We start from the raw sequence: 15,977 nt of genomic DNA, 5'->3' as shown, positions 1-15,977 counted from the left end.
GGTTCAATCGTTCGCAGCGGAGTCGGTGAGAATCGGCAGCAACGCCTTGGCGCTGACCATGTGGTCCTGCCCGGCGAGCACCTGATGCGACGCCTGGGAAATCGCCGCGGCGAGCTCCCGGGACACCTGATGCATCCCGGTCGGGTTCTTCTCCCCGACAACGACTTTCACGGGAACCCTGATCTCCTCGAACCGTTGCACCGGGGGCAGTGTTTCGGTGATCGCGATGTCGTACATCAGTGTGGGGGCGAGGGCCTTCATCGTTGTCCACCCGGGAAACAGCGGCAGCAGCGCGACGAACGCGCCCGGCATCCCGATCCCGCGCAGAAACGCCTTCAGCGCTCGCGCGTTCTTCGCCTGGTCGAGCAGCGCCCGCACCGTGGCGGCCAGCTCGGCATAGGACGCCCGTTCGGTCTCGTCGTGCACATAGGGGGCGTCGTAGATCACGACCCTGTCGATCTTGTCCGGCATCCGTACCGCCGCTTCGAGCGCCAGCGCGGCACCCGAGGAATGTCCGTAGAGAATCGCGCGCCCACCGGCGGCGTCCACCATCGCCTCGATGTCGTCGACTTCCCGGTCGATCGCATACGGCTGTAGGTCCCCGCTGTCCCCGCGCCCGCGCCGGTCGTAGTTGTAGACGGTGAAGTGCGTGGCGAACACCCGCACGTCGCCGGCGATCGGCCGAAACCGCCGGAAACACGTCGCGCCGGTGATGTACACCAGCGCGGGCCCGTCACCGGACACGTCGTAGGCGAGTTCGGTGCCATCTTTCGACGTAGCGATCCTCATAGCTCGTTCCTTTCGGTGCCCGGCGCGCGCGGATCCCGATCGATCCACTGTCTACCACTACGACGATGTCGCCCCCGCAAACTCATCGGTGCGCCACGGGAGCCCGGCCCGGCGGAGCGGTATATTGCGCCGCGGCCCGACCGGGAACGTGTTCGACGCGACGGATCAGGAGGATTCAGTGGTGATGGGATCAGGCACGGAGTCGGCGTCGATCGTTGCGCGTCGATGCGCACGGGCGGTCGCGGTGGTGCTGGCCGTCTGCGCTTCGGCGGTCCCAGCCGCCTCCGCCGACCCCGCGTCGGCCGGTCTCGAATTCTATTCTCCGGCACCGGATTCGGTGGCCGGCGAGCACGGATCGGTGATCTCGTCACAGCCGATTGCCGGGGAGCCGGGACTGCCTGGGGCGCGCAATTTCCTTGTGCTCTACCGGTCGGTGGATGTGCACGGTCAGCCGGTCGCCGTCTCCGGTACGGTCGCTGTTCCCGAGGGAACGCCGCCGCCCGGCGGTTGGCCGCTGATCTCCTGGGCACACGGCACCACCGGCACCGCCGATGTGTGCGCACCGTCGCGGGACACCGGTACGGGGTTCCCCGCTCACGACTACACCTCGTTGACGCGCGCGACCTTGGCACGATGGATCGCCGCCGGATACGCGGTGGCGCAGACCGACTATCAGGGTTTGGGTACGCCGGGCCCGCACGGGTATCTGATCGGGGAGGCCGAGCAGCGTGCGGTCGCGGACATGGCGCTGGCGGCGCGGGTGATCGCGCCCGAGATCGGGACTCGCTGGGTGGCGATGGGACATTCGCAGGGTGGTCAGGCCGCCGTCTTCGCCAACGCGCGCTCGCAGCAGTGGGCGCCGCAGCTGCGCTTGCTCGGTGCGGTGGCAATGGCACCCGCCTCGCATCTGGGGCCGGTCGTGCAGGCTTTCGCCCTCGCCCAGCGAACCGGCATCGCGGCGAAGGTCGACGCACCGGCGGGCTCGGTGTCGTTCATTCCGTTGTTCATCCGTGGCGCCCAGACCGTCGCCGACATCGATCCGTCGGCATTTCTTACCGCCGAAGCTGATTCGATGGTGGGCCAGGCCGATGACCGTTGCATCGGACAGCTGCGTGAGCGGGATTCCTGGGGCGGGCTCGGCGTGGGTGACACGTTCTCCGCCGACGCCGATCCCAGTGCGCTGGTGCGAGTTCTCGACGGCAACGACCCCAGCGGGCTGGCCCTGACCACCCCGATGCTGGTGTTGCAGGGCAAGGCCGACACCGTCGTTCTGCCCGCCGGCACCGACGCCATGGTCGCTCAGCAGCAGCTGACCGGCCAACCCGTGGAATACCGCACCTACCCCGGCGTCGATCACCGCGCCATCCTCGGCGCGAGCAACGACGACGCCCTCGCCTGGGTGAACGCCCGCTTCGCCCGCTGACTCACAGCGCGCACGTCCCGGTGATCCCGCCGGTCGTGATGTCCGGTGAAACCACGGCGGATGTGGTCGAGGTCCACGATGGCCCACGGCCGGATTGGTAGCGTGGCCGAGGTACGCACAGCGGTTGCGTACGTGCTGGTAGCGGGCCCGGAGGGTCTGTGCGGAGTCGGTGTCCCACGACGAGAGGCCGTTCGATGCGAGCGCGGATCAAGGTGACTGTCGATGGGCGGGCGCGGGTGGTGGACATCGACACCCGCACCACCCTGTTGGATGCCCTGCGTGAACAGCTGGGCGTCACCAGCCCGAAGAAGGGCTGCGATCGCGGGCAGTGCGGGTCGTGCACTGTCCTGCTGGACGGCCGACGGGCGACGTCGTGCCTCGCGCTGGCCGTCGCACACGACGGGGCGACAATCGTCACCGCCGACGGACTGGCCGACGGTGACGATCTGCATCCGGTCCAGCGAGCATTCCTCGAACACGACGGCTTCCAGTGCGGCTACTGCACGCCGGGCCAGATCTGTTCGGCGGTCGGCATGCTCGACGAGGTGCGGGCGGGCGCCCCGAGTCACGTGACGGCGGACCCCACGGGCGAGATCGTGCTGAGCGCCGACGAGATCCGGGAACGAATGAGCGGCAATCTGTGTCGCTGCGGGGCGTATCCGAACATCGTCGCGGCGATTCAGGAGGTCGCTCGATGAGGGAGTTCGCCTACGAACGCGCCACTGATGCGGGGCAAGCGGTAGCGGCGGTAGTCGCCGACCCCGACGCCGTATTCCTCGGTGCGGGAACCAATCTCGTCGATCACCTCAAACTCGGGATCATCGCGCCGGGCAAGCTCGTCGATGTCAGCGGACTGCCGTTCGATCAGGTGACCCCGCTGCCCGACGGCGGTGTCCGCATCGGGTCGGCGGTGCGCAATGCCGATCTCGCCGCGCATCCGGCCATCCGGGCGCGGTACCCGATGCTGTCGGCGGCACTGTTGGCGGGCGCGTCGGCCCAGTTGCGCAATCTCGCCACCACCGGCGGAAATCTGTTGCAGCGCACCAGATGTCCCTACTTCCAGGATTCGACTGTGCCGTGCAACAAGCGCGAACCGGGCAGCGGATGCTCGGCGATCGGCGGGTTCGATCGCGACCAGGCCATCCTCGGCGCGTCCGATCAGTGCATCGCCACCCATCCCTCCGACATGGCGGTGGCGATGGCCGGGCTGGGTGCGGTCGTGCGGGTGCTCGGCGCCGTCGGTGAGCGCGAGATTCCACTGGCCGACTTCTATCGACTGCCCGGCGACGAACCCGACCGGGACACGGTCCTCGACCACGGTGACCTGATCACCGCCGTCGACCTGCCCGCGCTCGAGTGGGCGAGCACCTCCACCTACCGCAAGGTCCGCGATCGTGCGTCGTTCGCATTCGCCCTGGTGTCGGTGGCCGCCGCCGTCGACATCGCCGACGGCCTCGTGCGAGATGTGCGGATCGCGTTCGGCGGTGTCGCTGCCAAACCATGGCGGGCATTCGCCGCCGAGGCCCGACTGCGTGGCCGGGCCGCCACCGAGGAGAACTTCGCCGCCGCGGCCGATGCCGAACTCGCCGACGCGCGCGCACAGCGTCAGAACGGTTTCAAGATCCCTTTGGCGCGCAATGTGCTGGTCGCGACCCTGCGCGAACTGAGCGAGGTGCGATGAACCCACCGGCGATCGGCAGCTCACCCACCCGTGTCGACGGACCGGCCAAACTCCGCGGTGTCGCGCCCTACGCGATGGAGCATCCGCAGCGGGATCCGCTGTACGGCTTCGTGATTCAGTCGACGATCGTCCGCGGGCGCATCCGCGAGATCGACACTTCCGTGGCCGCACGGATGGACGGCGTCGTCACCGTGCTCACCCACCACAATGCTCCCCGGCTGGCCGTCGACGACGACAACGAACTGTTCATCCTGCAAAACGGCGAGGTCGCGTTCCGTGGGCAAGTGATCGGCGCCGTCATCGCGACGAGCCTGGAAGTCGCCTGCGAAGCCGCCGCCCAGGTGCGCGTGACCTATGACGAGCAGCCCGCCGCCGTCACCCTCGACGCCGACCTCTACACCCCGCAGGAGGTGAGCGGCGGCTTTCCCACCGACACCACGATCGGTGACGTCGACGCCGCCATGGCGATCGCCCCGGTCACCATCGACCACACCTATACGACCGCGATGGTCCACAACAACCCGATGGAACCGCATGCCACCATCGCGCACTGGACCGACGACACCTTGACGCTGTTCGACTCCACCCAGGGCCCGCACGTGGTGCGCGCCGAGATCGCGGCCCTGTTCGGCCTGGCGCCCGAGCGGGTGCGGGTGATCGCGCCCTTCGTCGGCGGTGGCTTCGGATCCAAAGGTGAGCCGCACGCCAATATCGTGCTCGCGGCGATGGCCGCGAAACTCTGCGACGGGCGACCCGTGAAACTGCCGCTGACCAGGCAACAGCTGTTCTCTCTCGCCGGTTATCGGACGCCGACCCGCCAGCGGGTCCGGCTCGGCGCGCACCCCGACGGCACCTTGACCGCCATTGCCCACGACGCGATCGCGCAGGTCTCCACGGTGAAGGAGTTCGCCGAGCAGACCGCCGTGGCGACCCGCGTGATGTACTCGGCGGCCAACCGATCGACCTCGCATCGTTTCGCGGCACTGAATGTTCCCGTCTCGTCATGGATGCGGGCGCCCGGGCACTGTCCGGGCATGTTCGCCGCGGAGACGGCGATGGACGAACTCGCGGTCGCCCTCGGTATGGACCCGATCGCCTTGCGCATCCACAACGAACCCCAGGTCGACCCGGAATCAGGGCGCCCGTTCTCCACCCGTGGGCTGGTCGAATGCCTGGGTGCCGGGGCGCAGCGCTTCGGCTGGGCAGAGCGTGACCCGGCACCGAAGTCGCGCCGCGATGGCCGATGGCTGATCGGATCCGGGGTCGCCGCGGCGACCTACCCGGCCGACACCGCCGGGGGCAACAGCGCCCGCGTGCGCCACACCGGCGACCGCTACGAAGTCGCCATCGACGCCGTCGATATCGGTACCGGCACCTGGACCTCCCTCGGCCAGATCGCCGCCGACGCCCTCGGGGTCGACACGGATCGCATCGATCTGCGTATCGGCGATTCCGACCTCCCCCAGGGGACGGTCGCGGGCGGTTCGACCGGCATGGCGTCGTGGGGTTCGGCCGCGGTGGCCGCCGCGCGAGCGTTCCGTGACCGCTTCGGGCCGGAACCCGCCGACGGCGCCGAGATCACGGTCGAGGCGCCCGAATATCCAGGGAGAGAGAACTTCTCGACCCATGCGTTCGGCGCGCACTTCGTCGAGGTCCGCGTGCACACCGACACCGCCGAAATCCGGGTTCCGCGCGTGGTCAGCGTTTTCGGCGCGGGCCGCATCATCAATCCACGGATGGCCCGTTCCCAGTTCATCGGCGCTGTCACCATGGGTCTGTCGATGGCGCTGTGGGAAGAGGGCGAGTTCGATCCGCGCCTCGGCGCCGTGGTCAACCACGATCTCGCCGGGTACCACATCCCGGTCAACGCCGATATCGGCGAGATCGACGTCAGCTGGATCGACGAACACGATCCGCATCTGAACCCGATGGGCAGCAAGGGAATCGGCGAGATCGGCATCGTCGGCTCGGCGGCCGCGGTCGGCAACGCGATCTACCACGCCACCGGAGTGCGCGTTCGCCGCGTCCCCATTCACCTCGAAGACCTGCTCGGCGCGCTCTGATCAGCAGCGGGTCGGCGCGGGTTCGCCGCGGAACCTGGCTTCGATGAAGTTCCAGGCCTCGGGCAGACCCGCCACCGCGGTCGTCATGTGCTCGGCGATCTGATAGCGGGAGAACGTGACCGGCGCGCCTGCCGCGCAGTAGCGGGTGGCTACGTCCTCGACGGCGTCGAAGGGTGTCAGTTCGTCGAAGACGCCCTGCCAGATCAACATCGGCGTCTCGGGCACCTCGGGGTCGTAGCGCAAACTGTTCTCCCGCAACACCGCTCGTGCTTCGGGGCTGTCCATCAGGGACTTGGTCGCTGCCAGCTGTTCGGCGCTGCGGGCTATACCGTGGAACAGCAGGAAGCGCCGGCATTCGTCAGCGGTGAAATCACGGAACCACAGGCCTTCGCCGTTGAGCTGGTCGGAAATGGGCAGACGCTGGGGGTATTCGCGCTCCAGACCCATCGCCGCCGCCCAGGCGAGGCCGAAACCGGGATGGTGCCCGAAGCCGATCCCGAGGGCCATCTGTTCGAGGTCGGCCGGGATGCCGCCGGCGGCGACGCCCGCGAGCGTCAATTCCGGTGCGTAGGTCGGTTGCAGCGCGGCCGCCCACGCGGTCGCCAGCCCGCCGCCGGAGTACCCGGCGAGTGCGATGGGGGACTGGCCGAGACCGAGTTCGGGCGCGCGCTGGAGCGCTCGCACACTGTCGAGGGTGACCATGCCGCTGAGCCGGGCGGCGCCGTAGGCGACATTCGGCCCGAGGTAGTCCGGCAAGGCGACCGCCCAACCGCGGCCCAGCGGCAGAGCCGCGCCGAACGCGTCGGGGGTCTCGTCGTTGATCAGCGAGGTGGAAGGGTTGCATTTGGTGCCGAGGGAATTGATCAGCGCCTGGTAGGACACCAGCGGCGGGTTCGTGACACCGGCGGGGATCAGGACCGTGGTGACGCCCATGATCGGGTCACCCGCGGAGTTGGTCGAGCGGAAGGCGACGTGCCAGATATCGGTGCCCTGGTAGGGGCCGAGGTCGAACTTCCGTTGCCGCACCACATCACCGGGCGCGAAGTCGCCGATATCGGCCGGTGCGGTGAAGAAGGGATCGGGGTTGGGTGTGGGGTAACGAGGCTCCGGCGTCGCCGCGGGAGCGAAGATGGCGACGGTGAGGCCGTAGAACAGCACCGTGAGTGCGGCCGTCAAAATCCGGCGCATGGTGGATCCTTATCTCTCGGGAGGTCAGCAGTTGCTCGGCGCGGGCTCGCCGCGGAAGCGGGCGTCGAGCCACGCGACGGCAGACGGGAAACCCATGACCGCGGTGGCCAGGTGGTCGGGGCTCGGATAGAGCTCCGAGTGCACCGGTGTCCCGGCCTCGCAGTAGCGCTGGTTCGTGCGATCGACCGCGTCGACGGGGATGAGTGGGTCGATGGGGGTGTGCCACTCGAAGATCGGGATCGTCGGCACGGGCTCGAACAGTTCCAGGCTGTTGGCGTCGCCCACTTCCCACGCCCGGGGGTCGTCGATCAGTGAGACGGTCGAGGCGAGGTCGGAGGCGCTGTGCATGGCTCCGGCGGCGATGAGTTCGACCGTGCACCCGTTGGCCATGGCATCGCGCACCGCCAAGCCGGTGTCGTTGAGCTGCCCGCTGATCGGGAGGCGGTCGGGGTACTCGCGTTCGAGGCCGAGTGCCGCGGCCATCGCGAGACCGAACATGGGATGCGGGGCGAAGCCCAGGGCGCGCGCCATCGTGGTGATGTTCATCGGCACCCCGCCCTGCGCGGCGCCGACCAGGCGCAGTTCGGGCGCGTACTGCGGTGCGAGCGCGGCCGCCCAGCCGGTCGCCATGCCGCCGCCGGAGTATCCGAGCATGGCCGCCGGGCTGTCGGCGAGACCCAGTTCCGCGACCCTGGTCGCGGCGCGGATGCCGTCGAGGGTGATCTGTCCGCCGAGTCTGGCCGCGCCGTAGGCGGCGTTCGGGCCGAGATGGTCGGGCAGCGCGATGCTCCAGCCGCGCAGCAGCATCGTGTTCAGTAGCGGCACAGCGCGATAGAGCAGATTCGGATCGTAGGCGTAGAGGGCCCGCGAGACCGCGCACTGGGTACCGAGGCCGTTGATGATGTGCTGGTAGGACAGCAACGGCGCGCCGGGGCGATGGTCTTTCGGGGTGAGGATCGTGGTGGTCGCGGCGATCGGCCTGCCCTGGGAGTCGTTGGACCGGAACTTCACCAAAGTGACTGTGGCGGTAGGGAAGTAGGGCAGTGGTTCCTGGACCCGGACCGCCAGTACAGCCCCGGGTTCCTTGCTCGCGATGTCGGCGGGCGCGGCGTAGAAGGGGTCGGGGTCGGGAGCCGGATACACCGGCGGTGCCCCGGTGGCCGTCGGTGGGCCGGAGGCGGTGAGAAGCCCGACCATGACGGCGCAAGCCAGGGTGCGTAGGCTAGTTCTCACGGATCACCGCCGACGCGGGGTAGCGAACACCGGTGGCGCGTTCGGATGCCGTCCACAACTGCTGCCAGAGAGCCCGATCCTGCGACAGCGCGCTCGACGGGCAGGCGCTGACCGGTCCCCGGGTGTTGAACAGCTTGGTCGGCCCCCAATAGATATCGGGATCCGCATCCGGGGCGGTGGCGGCGTAGAGCATCGATTGTGCTGCCGCGGTGCGTGATTGGCCTACCAGGCGGATGAACGGCTCGGCGACGTAGTCGAGTGGCGTCTGCGTCTTGGCGACGAGGCCGGTCGGTGCGACGCCGGGGTGCACGGCGTAGGAACGCAGCGTCGACCTGGATTCGCGGAGCCTGCGCTGTAGTTCGCGGCCGAATATCAGGGTGGCCAGCTTCGATTCCGGATAGGCCGCGTGTCGACTGTATCGGCGGTGTTCGAAGCGCAGATCGTCGAGCGGCAGTGCCTTGGTCCACCCGTGGGAAATGCTCGACAACGAGATGACCCGGTCCTGGATCCGATCCAGCAGCAGGCCGGTCAACGCGAAGTGACCGAGATGGTTGACGCCGAATTGTGTTTCGAATCCGTCGGCGGTACGGGCGAACGGCACATTCATCAATCCGGCATTGTTGATCAGCACATCGAATTCGCCGCACTCTTGCGCGAAGCGCCGTACGTCGGACAGATCGGCAAGATCCAGGGCCGCCACGGAGATATCGCCGGCCAGCCGATCAGCGATGGCACGACCCCGTTCGGTATCACGGCACGCCATGATCACCGTGGCGCCACGGGCTGCCAACGTGCGGGTTGCCACCTCACCGAGGCCGCCGTTGGCTCCGGTGATCACGAATCGTCGGCCGTGCTGATCCGGTATCGGATCGGGAGTCCTTGCCATGGCGCATGACCTTACGAATCGTGGTCACCGGGTGGCAATGCGTTTGGAAAATGTCAGGGACGACGCGAGGACCGTTGGTCGTTTCCCAAAGAGGCCCGGCGCGCGAGGAATTCGGTTGCCCGCTGTCGTAGCGTGGCGCCGGTCAGTGTTGTCGAGTGGATTGCCGGGCGAATACCCGATCCCGCCGCACTGCTCGATTCCCTGTCGATACCTCTGATGCAGGAGATGTTTGCCCTATGGCTCGCGAAGACGAACTACGCACTTACATGAAGAAGGCGATCCGGGAACTGCAGACCACCCGCGCGCGCCTCGATGATGTGGAAGCGCGGGCGACCGAGCCGATCGCCATCGTCGGCATGGCGTGCCGTTATCCGGGTGGGGTCACCTCGCCGGAGGAGTTGTGGCAGGCGGCGGTCGAGGGGCGCAGTCTGGTGTCGCAGTGGCCGGCCGATCGCGGCTGGGATGTGGAGGGCCTGTTCGATCCCGAGCCGGGTGTGCCGGGCAAGTCGTATGTGCGCACGGGCGGATTCCTCGACGGCGCTACCGGATTCGACGCGAACTTCTTCGGGATCAGCCCGCGTGAGGCGCAGGCGATGGATGCGCAGCAGCGACTCGTGCTCGAGACGGCCTGGGAGGCCTTCGAGCGGGCGGGCATCGACCCGACGACTGTTCGCGGTAGCGCCACGGGGGTCTTCGTCGGCTTGATGCCCGACACCGAGGGCCCGTCGTCGCGCGATATCGACGAGCGGGTGCGCGCGACGATCGAGCAGTTCCTGATGACCGGTCAGGCGTCGAGTATCGCCTCGGGCCGGGTGTCGTATGTGCTGGGGCTGGAAGGTCCGTCGGTCACCGTGGACACGGCGTGCTCGTCCTCGCTGGTCGCGATTCATCAGGCGGTGCGATCGTTGCGCTCCGGCGAGTCGACGATGGCGCTGGCCGGCGGTGTCACCGTGATGGCGACGCCCGCCGCGTTCGTCGCGTTCTCCACCCAGCGTGCGCTGGCGGCCGACGGCCGATGCAAGTCGTTCGCCGCGGGCGCCGACGGCACCGCGTGGGGCGAGGGCGTCGGCATGCTGCTGCTCGAGCGCGTCTCCGAGGCCAGGCGCCTCGGGCACAAGATCCTGGGCCTGGTGCGTGGCACCGCGGTGAATTCCGACGGCGCGTCCAACGGTCTGACCGCCCCGAACGGACGGTCCCAGCAGCGGGTGATCCGATCCGCGCTGGCCGATGCCGGGTTGAGCACGACCGAGGTGGACGTCGTCGAGGCGCACGGCACCGGTACCCGCCTGGGTGACCCCATCGAAGCGGAGGCCTTGCTCGCGACCTACGGCGCCGAGCGCGAGGGCGGGGAGGCGCTGCTGCTCGGGTCGCTCAAGTCGAATATGGGGCACACGCAAGCCGCCGCCGGGGTCGGTGGGCTGATCAAGATGGTGATGGCGATGCGGCACGGGGTGGTGCCGCCGACACTGAACGTCGACGAGCCGACGCCGCATGTGGACTGGTCGTCGGGCTCGGTCCGGTTGGTCACCGAGGCGCGGGCATGGCCCGCGACCGGGCGGACGCCGCGCGCCGCGGTGTCGTCGTTCGGGATCAGCGGCACCAATGCGCACGTCGTCATCGAGCGGGGCGAGTCCTCGCCGGAGATCGAGCGATCGGCCGCAATCGTCGCACCGCCGGTGATTGCGTGGGTCCTCACCGCGCGGTCCGACGCGGCGGTGGCCGCGCAGGCAGGCGCGCTGCTCGGTCGGGTCGAGGCAGAACACGGCGCAGACCCGGTCGATATCGGTGTCGCGCTGCTCGACACCCGCGCCCGGTTCGAGCATCGCGCCGTGATCGTCGGCCACGATGCCCAGGAGCTGACGGCAGGGCTGCGAGCACTCGCGGACGGGCAGGGCGCACCGAATGTGGTGCGTGGCAGCGCCATCGCGGCCGTTACTGCGGCGATGTTCCCCGGTCAGGGCGCGCAACGCGCCGGGATGGGGCACGAGCTGTACGAGGGTTACCCGGTCTATCGCGCCGCTTTCGACGAGATCTGTGCGGAATTCGATCAGCATCGCGAAACGCCGCTGCGCGAGATGATTTTCGACGATCGGGCAGACGCGACCTCGCTCGACCGAACCGAGATCGCCCAGATCGCGCTCTTCGCTACCGAGGTGGCGATGTACCGGCTGGCCGAATCCTGGGGATTGCGACCGGCATTCGTGCTCGGTCACTCGATCGGTGAGATCGTGGCGGCCTATGTGGCCGGGGTCTGGTCGCTGCCGGATGCCTGCACCCTGGTCGCCGCCCGTGGTCGGCTCATGCAGTCCGCGCCGCCGGGTGGGGCGATGGTCTCGGTCGCCGCGGACTCCGAGACCGTCGCCGAACTCGTGCGTCGATACGACGACGTGAGCATCGCCGCGGTGAACGGGCCCGCGTCCGTGGTTGTTTCGGGTGCGCACGCGTCCGTGACGGCCATCGCCGAGCAGTTGGCGGCCGACGGCGTGCGTACCCACCGATTGCGGGTGAGTCATGCGTTCCATTCGCCCCAGATGGACGCGGTGCTGGCCGAATTCGGTGAAGTCTGCCGGGGTCTGACCTATCGCCCGCCGACCGTGCCGGTGATCTCGGCGCTCACCGGCAAGGTGGCCGAGGCCGCGCAGTTGTGCTCGCCGGAATACTGGGTGAGCCACCTGCGTGAGCCGGTTCGCTACCTGGATGCGGTGCGGTGGGCCCGTGAACAGGGCGGGGTCAACTGCTTTGCCGAGTTGGGGCCGGGGGCCGCGCTGACGGCGATGGTGCACGAGATCGTCGACGACGGTGCGGCGATGGCCGCCGTCGCGTTGCAGCGGCCGGGCATCGCGGGCGACCTCGCGTTCGTCGCAGGACTGTCCACTCTGTATTCCCACGGGGCAGCGCTGGATCCGGGCTCGCTCTTCGAAGGCGCCGACGCCCGCCCGGTAGACCTGCCGACCTATGCCTTCCAGCGCGATCGGTACTGGCTCGAGGTGAGCGAGGGCAGCAATGTGCGTGGCGCCGGGCTCGACGCCGACGACCATCCGCTGCTCGGTGCGAAGATCGGCCTCGCTCAGGACGGTGGACTGCTGCTGACCGGGCGACTGTCGCTGCACTCGCACCCGTGGCTGGCCGGACACCGGATCGGTGGCGCGGTACTGCTCCCCGGTACCGCGTTCATCGAACTCGCTTGGCATGCAGGTCAATTCGTTCAGTGCCCGACCGTCGGCGAACTCGTGCTCGAAGCCCCGCTCGTGATTCCCGAGACCGGCGCGGTGGAACTACAGGTGCTGGTCGGACCGGCCGGGGAATCCGGGCATCGGACAGTCGGGGTGTACTCGCGCCTACAGACAGCGTCGGTGGAGGAGCTGCCGTGGACCGGACACGCCACCGGCACCGTGCAACCGTCGGACGAGATCGCGGTGCCGGCCGGCGGGGCCTGGCCGCCGGTGGGTGCGGTGGCAGTGGCCGTCGGTGACCCGTACGAGGCGATGGCCGCGGTCGGTTACGACTACGGCTCCGCTTTTCGAGGCATGCGCCAGATCTGGCGCCACGGCGACGAGGTCTTTGCCGAGGTGGCACTGCCCGAATCAGCCATCGGGGAGGCCGCCGAGTTCGGTCTGCACCCCGCGCTGCTCGACGCCGCACTGCACGCGATGATCGCGACCGACACGGTCGGCCCGACCGAATCCGGCAAGATCCGGCTCCCGTTCGCCTGGGAAGGCGTCTCGCTGCATGCGGTCGGCGCGTCGTCGCTGCGGGTTCGCCTCACACCGGTCGGCACCGACCGCATCGGTCTCGAACTCACCGATTCGGCAGGTAGGCCGGTGGCCAGTGCGCGATCACTGGCGCTGCGCGAGATCTCCCTCGAAGCGCTGGGTCAGCGCCCGGCATCCTCGGACGGCGGACTGTACGAGATGAACTGGGTGACCGTACCCTCGCCCGAACCCACTGCGGGACCGGGCGAATGGTCCGAGCTGGACTCTGTGGACGGCAGGGTAGCTGTAGAGCGCTGCGCACGCGCTGATCGCGATCTCGTTGTCGTGCGCGTGCACAGCGATGTCACCGCGTCCGTTCCCGCCGCCGTGCGCGAGCAGGTGATCGCCGTACAGACGGTGGTGCAGCGATTGCTCACCGACGACGAATTCGCCGAGGCGCGGGTGGTTTTCGTGACCAGCGGCGCCGTGGCGATCCACGGCGCCGAGGATGTCGGTGACCTGGCCGGCGCGGCGGTGTGGGGTCTGCTGCGGTCCGCGCAGAACGAGAACCCCGGCCGCATCGCGCTGCTCGATCTCGATGATCGCAGCGACTACCGCGAGGCGGTGCGCAGCTGTGCCGCACTCACCACCGAGCCGCAACTGGCGATCCGGCACGGGGAGACGCACGCGCCGCGCCTGCTGCGCGCGGGTGCGGACACGGTCGGGTCGGCTGAGCTGCTCGGTGCGCACGACTGGCGATTGGTCGACCACGGGCGCGGAACCCTCAACGGCGACAACATGATTCTGGCGCCGGCCGAGATCGAGCCGCTCGGACCCGGACAGGTGCGGATCGCGGTGCGGGCGGCGGGTGTCAACTTCCGCGATGTGCTGATCGTGCTCGGGATGTACCCGATCCCGAACACCGCCATCGGTGGTGAGGGTGCGGGGGTGATCGTCGAGGTCGCTCCCGATGTGGTGGACTTCGCGCTGGGCGATCGGGTGATGGGCATCTTCACCGGCGTCAGCGCGACGGTGGTGGCCGACCGGCGCACGGTGATCAAGATTCCGGAAGGCTGGTCGTTCGACGAGGCGGCGGCCGCACCGATCGTGTTCGCGACGGCCTACTACTCGCTGGTCGACCTGGCGCGGGTGCGGTCGGGGGAGTCGCTGCTGATCCATGCCGCCACCGGCGGTGTCGGCATGGCCGCGGTCCAGTTGGCCCGCCATCTCGGGTTGGACCTCTACGTCACGGCCAGCCCCGGCAAGTGGGATGTGCTGCGCGCGAACGGCTTCGATGACGAACGGATCGGCAATACGCGAACCACCGAGTTCAAGGCGAAGTTCCTCGAAGCGACCGGCGGACGCGGTGTCGATGTCGTGCTCGACTCCCTCGCGGGCGACAAGGTCGACGCGTCGCTGGACCTGTTGCCGCGCGGCGGTCGGTTCATCGAGATGGGTCTGACCGATCTGCGTGACGCCGACGAGATCGCGGCAACCCACCCGGGCGTCCGGTACCAGAACTTCATCCTGATGGAGGCAGGCCCGGACCGGCTGCACGAGATTCTGACCGAACTGCGCACGCTGTTCGAATTCGGTGACCTGCAACCACTTCCGGTGACCCGGTGGGACGTGCGGCGTGCGCCCGAGGCATTCCGTCAGCTGAGCCAGGCACGCCACATCGGCAAATACGTCCTGACCGTGCCGACCCCACTCGACCGCGACGGCACCGTTCTGGTGACCGGCGGCACCGGCGGCCTCGGCGCGCTGGCCGCCCGGCATCTGGTGGCCACACACGGGGTTCGGCACCTGCTGCTCACCAGTCGTCGCGGACCCGACGCGGACGGCGCGAGCGAACTCGCCGCCGAGCTGACCGCGCTCGGCGCCCAGGTCGACATCGCCGCCTGCGATGTCGGCGACCGCGACGCTCTCACCGCACTGGTGGCGGCGATCCCCGCCGCGCATCCGCTCACCGGCGTCGTCCACACCGCGGGCGTCGTCGAGGACGCGTTGTTCAGCGAGCACACTCCCGAACACATCGCCACAGTGTTGCGCCCCAAGGCCGATGCCGCCTGGCACCTGCACGAGGTGACCGGCGGGCACCCGCTGGCGATGTTCGTGATGTACTCCTCGATCGCGGGCCTGCTCGGCAACCCGGGCCAGGCGAACTACGCCGCGGCCAACGGGTTCCTCGACGCGCTGGCCCAGCACCGCAGACACCGTGGCCTGACCGCCACCGCGATGGCGTGGGGGCTGTGGGAGCGCGGGACCGGCATCACGGGGCACCTGACCGAGCGCGACCTGCGGCGAATGCGCCGCGAAGGGCTGGTCCCGCTCACCGACGACGACGGGATGGCCCTGTTCGACAACGCCCTGTCGACCGGCAGAGCACTGGCCGTACCCGCACGCCTCGACCTCACGGCACTGGGCTCGCTCGGCGATGTCGACGAGATGCCCGCGATGCTGCGGTCGCTGCTGCGCGGCCCGCGCCGGGCGGCCGGCGGCGGCTCCGACGAGTCGGCGAAGCTGCTGTCGAGCCTCACCGGTCAGGAGCCCGCCGAACAGGAGCGGATCATCCTCGGCGTCATCCGGTCGCACGCGGCGGCCGTCCTCGGTCACGCGTCGGCGGAGGCGGTGCCCGCCGATACCGCGTTCACCGACCTGGGTTTCGACTCGTTGGGCGCCGTGGAATTCCGCAACCGGCTGGAGGCGGCCACCGGCGCGAAGCTGCGCACGACGATCGTCTTCGACTACCCCAACGCCACCGCGCTGGCGAGCTACCTGCGCACCGAGATCGCGCCCGTGGACGACCCGGGCGCCCGCATCGCCGGACAGCTCGACGCAGTGGCGGCGGGATGCGCCGGTGTCGAGCTGCCACCGGAGCGGGTCGAGGAACTGCTGCTGCGGATCAACGACCTCGTGCGCACCCTGCGCGGCGACTCGGCGCGCGATCTGGTCGACAACATCGACGGTGCCGACGACGACGCCCTGTTCGATCTCATCGACCAGGTCCGTTCGGTCTGAG

The 15,977-nt window shown here is 69.0% G+C and carries 9 protein-coding genes; 5 read left to right on the top strand and 4 right to left on the bottom strand.

Annotated elements, in window-relative coordinates; genetic code table 11:
- Nucleotides 1–3: 3 nt before the first annotated feature.
- Nucleotides 4–789 carry an alpha/beta fold hydrolase gene (locus ACWGCN_RS04080; protein WP_452457457.1) on the bottom strand — a complete coding sequence of 262 codons (786 nt, stop codon included), beginning with the start codon at nucleotides 787–789 and terminating at the stop codon, nucleotides 4–6.
- A gap of 184 nt (nucleotides 790–973) precedes the next feature.
- Between ACWGCN_RS04080 and ACWGCN_RS04075 the strand changes: the two genes are divergently transcribed.
- From ACWGCN_RS04075 to ACWGCN_RS04060, 4 genes are all read left to right on the top strand, one after another.
- Nucleotides 974–2,212 (top strand): alpha/beta hydrolase family protein, encoded by a 1,239-nt coding sequence (locus tag ACWGCN_RS04075; protein WP_452457456.1) that lies wholly within the window; start codon nucleotides 974–976, stop codon nucleotides 2,210–2,212.
- Nucleotides 2,213–2,406: 194 nt separating this feature from the next.
- Nucleotides 2,407–2,910 (top strand): 2Fe-2S iron-sulfur cluster-binding protein, encoded by a 504-nt coding sequence (locus ACWGCN_RS04070; RefSeq protein WP_452457455.1) that lies wholly within the window; start codon nucleotides 2,407–2,409, stop codon nucleotides 2,908–2,910.
- On the top strand, nucleotides 2,907–3,893 hold the full coding sequence (locus ACWGCN_RS04065; RefSeq protein WP_452457454.1) for an FAD binding domain-containing protein: 987 nt from the start codon (nucleotides 2,907–2,909) through the stop codon (nucleotides 3,891–3,893). Before ACWGCN_RS04070 ends, ACWGCN_RS04065 begins: the two co-directional genes overlap by 4 nt.
- Nucleotides 3,890–5,956, top strand: a complete 2,067-nt coding sequence (locus ACWGCN_RS04060; RefSeq protein ID WP_452457453.1) for a xanthine dehydrogenase family protein molybdopterin-binding subunit — start codon at nucleotides 3,890–3,892, stop codon at nucleotides 5,954–5,956. Before ACWGCN_RS04065 ends, ACWGCN_RS04060 begins: the two co-directional genes overlap by 4 nt.
- On the opposite strand, the gene ACWGCN_RS04055 is transcribed toward ACWGCN_RS04060, so the two are convergent.
- Genes ACWGCN_RS04055 through ACWGCN_RS04045 form a run of 3 tightly spaced genes read right to left on the bottom strand, consistent with a single transcriptional unit; the run spans nucleotide 5,957 to nucleotide 9,263 of the window.
- Nucleotides 5,957–7,144, bottom strand: a complete 1,188-nt coding sequence (locus tag ACWGCN_RS04055) for a lipase family protein (RefSeq protein ID WP_449971786.1) — start codon at nucleotides 7,142–7,144, stop codon at nucleotides 5,957–5,959.
- A gap of 24 nt (nucleotides 7,145–7,168) precedes the next feature.
- Nucleotides 7,169–8,341, bottom strand: a complete 1,173-nt coding sequence (locus tag ACWGCN_RS04050; protein WP_452457466.1) for a lipase family protein — start codon at nucleotides 8,339–8,341, stop codon at nucleotides 7,169–7,171.
- 25 nt (nucleotides 8,342–8,366) lie between these two features.
- Nucleotides 8,367–9,263, bottom strand: coding sequence for an oxidoreductase (locus ACWGCN_RS04045; RefSeq protein ID WP_452457452.1), 897 nt, complete (start codon nucleotides 9,261–9,263; stop codon nucleotides 8,367–8,369).
- Between the two features lie 236 nt (nucleotides 9,264–9,499).
- Between ACWGCN_RS04045 and ACWGCN_RS04040 the strand changes: the two genes are divergently transcribed.
- A complete protein-coding gene (locus tag ACWGCN_RS04040; RefSeq protein ID WP_452457451.1) occupies nucleotides 9,500–15,976 on the top strand; it encodes a type I polyketide synthase in 6,477 nt (2,158 codons plus the stop codon).
- Nucleotide 15,977 lies beyond the last annotated feature (1 nt).

Source organism: Nocardia sp. NPDC055050 (assembly GCF_053608345.1).
Note: the sequence above shows the minus strand (reverse complement) of the source record. Positions and strands in the feature narration are given on the sequence as shown.

Excerpts from the sequence above, each read along its gene's own strand:
- ACWGCN_RS04045 (WP_452457452.1), bottom strand. The coding sequence starts at position 9,263 with ATGGCAAGGACTCCCGATCCGATACCGGATCAGCACGGCCGACGATTC.
- ACWGCN_RS04040 (WP_452457451.1), top strand. The coding sequence starts at position 9,500 with ATGGCTCGCGAAGACGAACTACGCACTTACATGAAGAAGGCGATCCGG.
- ACWGCN_RS04080 (WP_452457457.1), bottom strand. The coding sequence starts at position 789 with ATGAGGATCGCTACGTCGAAAGATGGCACCGAACTCGCCTACGACGTG.
- ACWGCN_RS04050 (WP_452457466.1), bottom strand. The coding sequence starts at position 8,341 with ATGGTCGGGCTTCTCACCGCCTCCGGCCCACCGACGGCCACCGGGGCA.
- ACWGCN_RS04055 (WP_449971786.1), bottom strand. The coding sequence starts at position 7,144 with ATGCGCCGGATTTTGACGGCCGCACTCACGGTGCTGTTCTACGGCCTC.
- ACWGCN_RS04065 (WP_452457454.1), top strand. The coding sequence starts at position 2,907 with ATGAGGGAGTTCGCCTACGAACGCGCCACTGATGCGGGGCAAGCGGTA.
- ACWGCN_RS04070 (WP_452457455.1), top strand. The coding sequence starts at position 2,407 with ATGCGAGCGCGGATCAAGGTGACTGTCGATGGGCGGGCGCGGGTGGTG.
- ACWGCN_RS04075 (WP_452457456.1), top strand. The coding sequence starts at position 974 with ATGGGATCAGGCACGGAGTCGGCGTCGATCGTTGCGCGTCGATGCGCA.
- ACWGCN_RS04060 (WP_452457453.1), top strand. The coding sequence starts at position 3,890 with ATGAACCCACCGGCGATCGGCAGCTCACCCACCCGTGTCGACGGACCG.